The following is a 3773-nucleotide window of genomic DNA, read 5'->3' as shown; positions in this document are numbered from 1 at the left end:
GCGGTCATCGTGATGATGCCTTTCGAGTCGAGGTAAGAGACTTCTCGAAGGATCACACGGTGACCGCGTCCACGTCTTCACGACGAGCCGGGCCACCGCGGCTACACCACTATGCGGGACTCAACTTCCAGACGCCACTCACCCTGGAGCGGCTCGATGGGGCAGGCGAAGACGCCAGCCCGTGATGACAGTTCGAGAATGGGGCCATCGAGGATGATTCGAATGTCGCCATCCCAGGGAACCGTGTGGACCTGCCCGTCGAATCGGATGCTCACGTCGGTCGCGGACTTCTCCAGCGCGAGAATTTCCGTGCCCGACCGCACGACCTGCGCGGTTGAGCTGGCGTGCGTCGGCCAGAGGATGTCGACGGCGGTTCCCGTCTCGCCAGCGGCCTCGTGATACTGGTCCAGATCAGGGTGCGGGCTCAGCGATAACCGGTCCCCTACGATGGCCGCGACATACGGCACGGAGTGCGCTCCCGTCCACCCGTCGCCAGACACCCCGCGGAGTCAGAACATCACACAGGCGCGGTCCTGTCTGTCGCGAAAAGCAGTCGCCGCATAGAGCGACGGCCCGAAGCTCAAGCGCCCCCAGGTGCGCGGCGAGAACACGCCTCGTTCATAGGTGCCGAGTGAGTACAGCACGTCGTGGAGCACGTCGTCGTCCCACACGGAGAGTATGAGGGCGTGGTGACCATCGACTTCGATGATCTGGGGGCATTCCCACATCGATCCGCTCCAGACCGGATCGACCTCTGCACCCGAACGCGACACCACCAGGCTGCCGTCGCTCCAGGTCTCTCCGTCTGACGACGAATACCCCACGACTCCGGCGACCCCGTTTTCGAACCCGGCCCCGACGAGCATCCGCCATCCCGAGCCATCAGCCGCCACCATGGGGTCCCGAAAGGCAGTGATACCGGTCGCCGTCGGCGCAGTCGCCACTACGGGTCCTTTCGTCCACTGCACCCAGTCGGGGCCGTCCGCGTGGGCCACCCGAACGCGTCCGACGGCTGGCTGATCCGCCGAGACGGAGGTGTAGAAGATGCGAGGCACGTCGTCATGCCCGACCATGAGTGCCCCCGACCAAATGTCGTCATCACCGTCTCCCGGTGACAGCGCGGGCGACAGCTCACGCAGGGAGAACAGGTCGACCCCGCTTGCGTGACCCCAGTGGCAGCCCAGGTCCCAACTGGTGGATCCCGGAACGTACTGGAAGAACGAGTGGTACTCGCCATCGGCGTAGGTGATCCCGTGCGGATCGTTGATCCAGCCGGCGGCGGTGAAGTGGAACTGGGGTCTCATGGGCTACCTCGGGTGGGGGTGTCGGATGCCGGGCGTGTTGCCCTGGGGCGTGGTGGGTACTGGCCCAGGATCGCCGCAGTCTTTATAACAAGGCCACGACCCACCGGGACCCACGGCGCCCGGTGGGTCGGGAACTCTTCAAGGACGTCAGCACCCCGACATGTCCTGCTACCTGCTGCGACTCGGCACCTCGCCGGTCGGCCTTGCGATCACCCGTGACGCGAACGGACCCGAGCGGGTTGTCAGCAGTTTCTTCCTCGTCCGCGCCGCACGAGGTGCCGGGCACGGTCGCACCGCAGTCGACACGATCACCCGACAGCATCCCGGGCGGTGGAATGTCGCATTCCAGGACGCCAACAAGACCGCAGCAGCCTTCTGGCGTACCGTCGCCTCCGCCGCCGACAACGGCTGGACACTCGAACGCCTACCGGTGCCCGACCGGCCCGACCTTCCGCCAGACAGCTGGATCCGCTTCGAGGTCAAGTGATGGATGCTGCAGCAGACGCAACGGCGGAACGAGCGGGTCAATCGTGCCAGAGAGCCTCTGGTGACGGGTCCCTCTACAGTTCGCGTTTGAGCCAGATTAGTTCTCCGCGGTCATCGAAGGTCGAATGGTCCTGGCTGAACTGGAGCTTGGCCAGCACGTTCAAGGAGGGGACATTCCACGCGCGAACTGTCGACCACAACCGCGCTCGTCCAGTACCGGCGGCGGCGACTACCGCCGTCGCCGCCTCCGTCGCGTACCCATTGCCGTGATCGCGACGGAACAATTCATACGCGATTCCCGGAGCGTCCGATGTGGCGCGCCCGACGATGAGGCCGCAATAGCCAACGGCTTGCGCGCCTCTCGTCACCGTTACGACGTAGGGAGCAATGCCACCATCCGTCCACGCGCTGGACGCGTGGAGCACTGCAGCCTCGTTCTCGGCGCGAGTGGGTGCGGGCGCATCGCGCTCCCCCAGGAGTCCGAGATGCCAGTCAACGTCGTCCGGCATGAACGGGCGCAACGTAAGTCGTTCAGTGGACAGCTCGCGGGGCATCCTGCCAAAACGAGTCACAGGTGAACCATGTTCCTATCGCAGATGAGTCAGAGACCATTCCGGCGACGGGCGCTCACCGTCGCTTGAGCCCGCTCCCCCGTCGTCCTTCGCACGGTCGACTCGAGGACGTCGAAGCCTGCGCTGTCGAGCTCCGCGCTCATGGCGTCAACGGGCCACCGGTACGCCGGCGCGACGGCATGCGCGAACTCGTTGACCAACGAGTCCTCGAAGAAGCCAATGAGCAGTGCGCCTCCGAGCTTGATCACGCGGCTGAACTCACGCAAGGGATTTTGGATTGCGCTCGGCTCGTAGTCAATGAGCGAGTACCACGACAGCACTCCACCGATCGAACCGGAGCCCGCATCGACGCCTTCGAGGCTCCCATTGGCGAAGTCGACGGTGGGATATGCGCTTGAGGCGTGAGCGATGAATTCGGGCACCTGATCGATACCCCAAACGACCGAGCCCTGGGTGGCCAGGAAGTCCGTCCAATGCCCGGGGCCACAACCGGCGTCGATGATCGGGCCGTCGACCGCGCGCGCCCAGGTGGATACGATCTGCAGGTCTGATGGGTGGACCGCATCCATCGAACCCAAGAGTTCTATGTACTCGGCCGCCCTCCGCGAATACGCGGCGCGAGTAGCTTCGATGGCCATGCCGTCGAGTCTAGGCAAACTGAATTGCAGTCACGCCAGCGAGCAATGTGCGCGATCGTGGGTCCCCGAGCACAGAGGGATTCACGACGGTGATCAGAACGCTATGTAACCGTTCCATCGGTTCGCAGCGTCGTGCGGGTCCTCGTTGACCCGTTCGGGCTCGACCGGGAAGTTCTCGCCGCGGAACCGCTGGATCTGTTCCGCCGCGACGCGCCGTAGCTCGCTCTGAGGGGCATTGGGGTTCGATACCTGCAGCAGCTGAGCTCGTCGATCCTCCACCGCAGATGCGAGATTGCGGGAGTCAATTTCTTGTAGCACCTTCGATGCCACCAGCATGGAATGGAACTCCAGCGAGCGGCAGAGCGTGTCTGCGAGGGTCACGAGATCGCGGTCGGAGACGTTGCCGAACGGTTGCAGGTCGGCTCCTTTTCGGTCAGCTGTAGAGGCGTCGCGGTTGGCGAACCTAAGTTTGTACGGGTTGTCTTCTTCTGTATTCATATGGGTCAGCTTCCTCTTTACACGCGTCAGACGGACCATACCCGCGTTTCGAGCCCCTCCGACTGACGGTCCCTCGAACAAAGTGTCGGGCTGCGCCCCACCGGCCCCTCCAGACGCGGCCGCCACGCCACGGAAACGGGAACCGTCACCAGTTGAGTCCCGCATAGTGGTGTAGCCGCGGTGGCCCGGCTCGTCGTGAAGACGTGGACGCGGTCACCGTGTGATCCTTCGAGAAGTCTCTTACCTCGACTCGAAAGGCATCATCACGATGACCG

6 protein-coding genes are annotated in these 3773 nt (G+C 64.1%); 1 reads left to right on the top strand and 5 read right to left on the bottom strand.

Features of this window, described 5'->3' with window-relative positions:
* Positions 1-101: 101 nt before the first annotated feature.
* Both G5S38_RS15230 and G5S38_RS15225 read right to left on the bottom strand, forming a co-directional pair.
* Positions 102-467 carry a hypothetical protein gene (locus G5S38_RS15230; RefSeq protein ID WP_165070447.1) on the bottom strand — a complete coding sequence of 122 codons (366 nt, stop codon included), beginning with the start codon at positions 465-467 and terminating at the stop codon, positions 102-104.
* Between the two features lie 42 nt (positions 468-509).
* The gene (locus G5S38_RS15225; RefSeq protein WP_165070445.1) at positions 510-1304 is read right to left on the bottom strand and encodes a glycoside hydrolase family 32 protein; all 795 of its coding nucleotides are present in this window, start codon (positions 1302-1304) and stop codon (positions 510-512) included.
* 160 nt (positions 1305-1464) lie between these two features.
* Between G5S38_RS15225 and G5S38_RS15220 the strand changes: the two genes are divergently transcribed.
* Positions 1465-1791, top strand: a complete 327-nt coding sequence (locus G5S38_RS15220) for a hypothetical protein (RefSeq protein WP_165070443.1) — start codon at positions 1465-1467, stop codon at positions 1789-1791.
* A gap of 73 nt (positions 1792-1864) precedes the next feature.
* On the opposite strand, the gene G5S38_RS15215 is transcribed toward G5S38_RS15220, so the two are convergent.
* The 3 genes from G5S38_RS15215 to G5S38_RS15205 form a co-directional block, all read right to left on the bottom strand.
* A complete protein-coding gene (locus tag G5S38_RS15215) occupies positions 1865-2344 on the bottom strand; it encodes a GNAT family N-acetyltransferase (protein WP_165070449.1) in 480 nt (159 codons plus the stop codon).
* Positions 2345-2391: 47 nt separating this feature from the next.
* Positions 2392-3000: a class I SAM-dependent methyltransferase gene (locus G5S38_RS15210; RefSeq protein WP_165070440.1), complete on the bottom strand. Its 609-nt coding sequence runs from the start codon at positions 2998-3000 to the stop codon at positions 2392-2394.
* A 93-nt stretch (positions 3001-3093) separates the two neighbouring features.
* Complete coding sequence (locus G5S38_RS15205) at positions 3094-3498, bottom strand: hypothetical protein (protein WP_165070438.1); 405 nt, start codon at positions 3496-3498, stop codon at positions 3094-3096.
* Positions 3499-3773 lie beyond the last annotated feature (275 nt).

This window comes from Marisediminicola senii, from assembly GCF_011057645.1.
GTDB classification, from domain to species: domain Bacteria; phylum Actinomycetota; class Actinomycetes; order Actinomycetales; family Microbacteriaceae; genus Marisediminicola; species Marisediminicola senii.
Note: the sequence above shows the minus strand (reverse complement) of the source record. Positions and strands in the feature narration are given on the sequence as shown.

Bases quoted from the DNA above. Each gene is read 5' to 3' on its own strand.
- G5S38_RS15215 (WP_165070449.1), bottom strand. From the start codon at position 2,344: ATGCCCCGCGAGCTGTCCACTGAACGACTTACGTTGCGCCCGTTCATG.
- G5S38_RS15205 (WP_165070438.1), bottom strand. From the start codon at position 3,498: ATGAATACAGAAGAAGACAACCCGTACAAACTTAGGTTCGCCAACCGC.
- G5S38_RS15225 (WP_165070445.1), bottom strand. From the start codon at position 1,304: ATGAGACCCCAGTTCCACTTCACCGCCGCCGGCTGGATCAACGATCCG.
- G5S38_RS15210 (WP_165070440.1), bottom strand. From the start codon at position 3,000: ATGGCCATCGAAGCTACTCGCGCCGCGTATTCGCGGAGGGCGGCCGAG.
- G5S38_RS15220 (WP_165070443.1), top strand. From the start codon at position 1,465: ATGTCCTGCTACCTGCTGCGACTCGGCACCTCGCCGGTCGGCCTTGCG.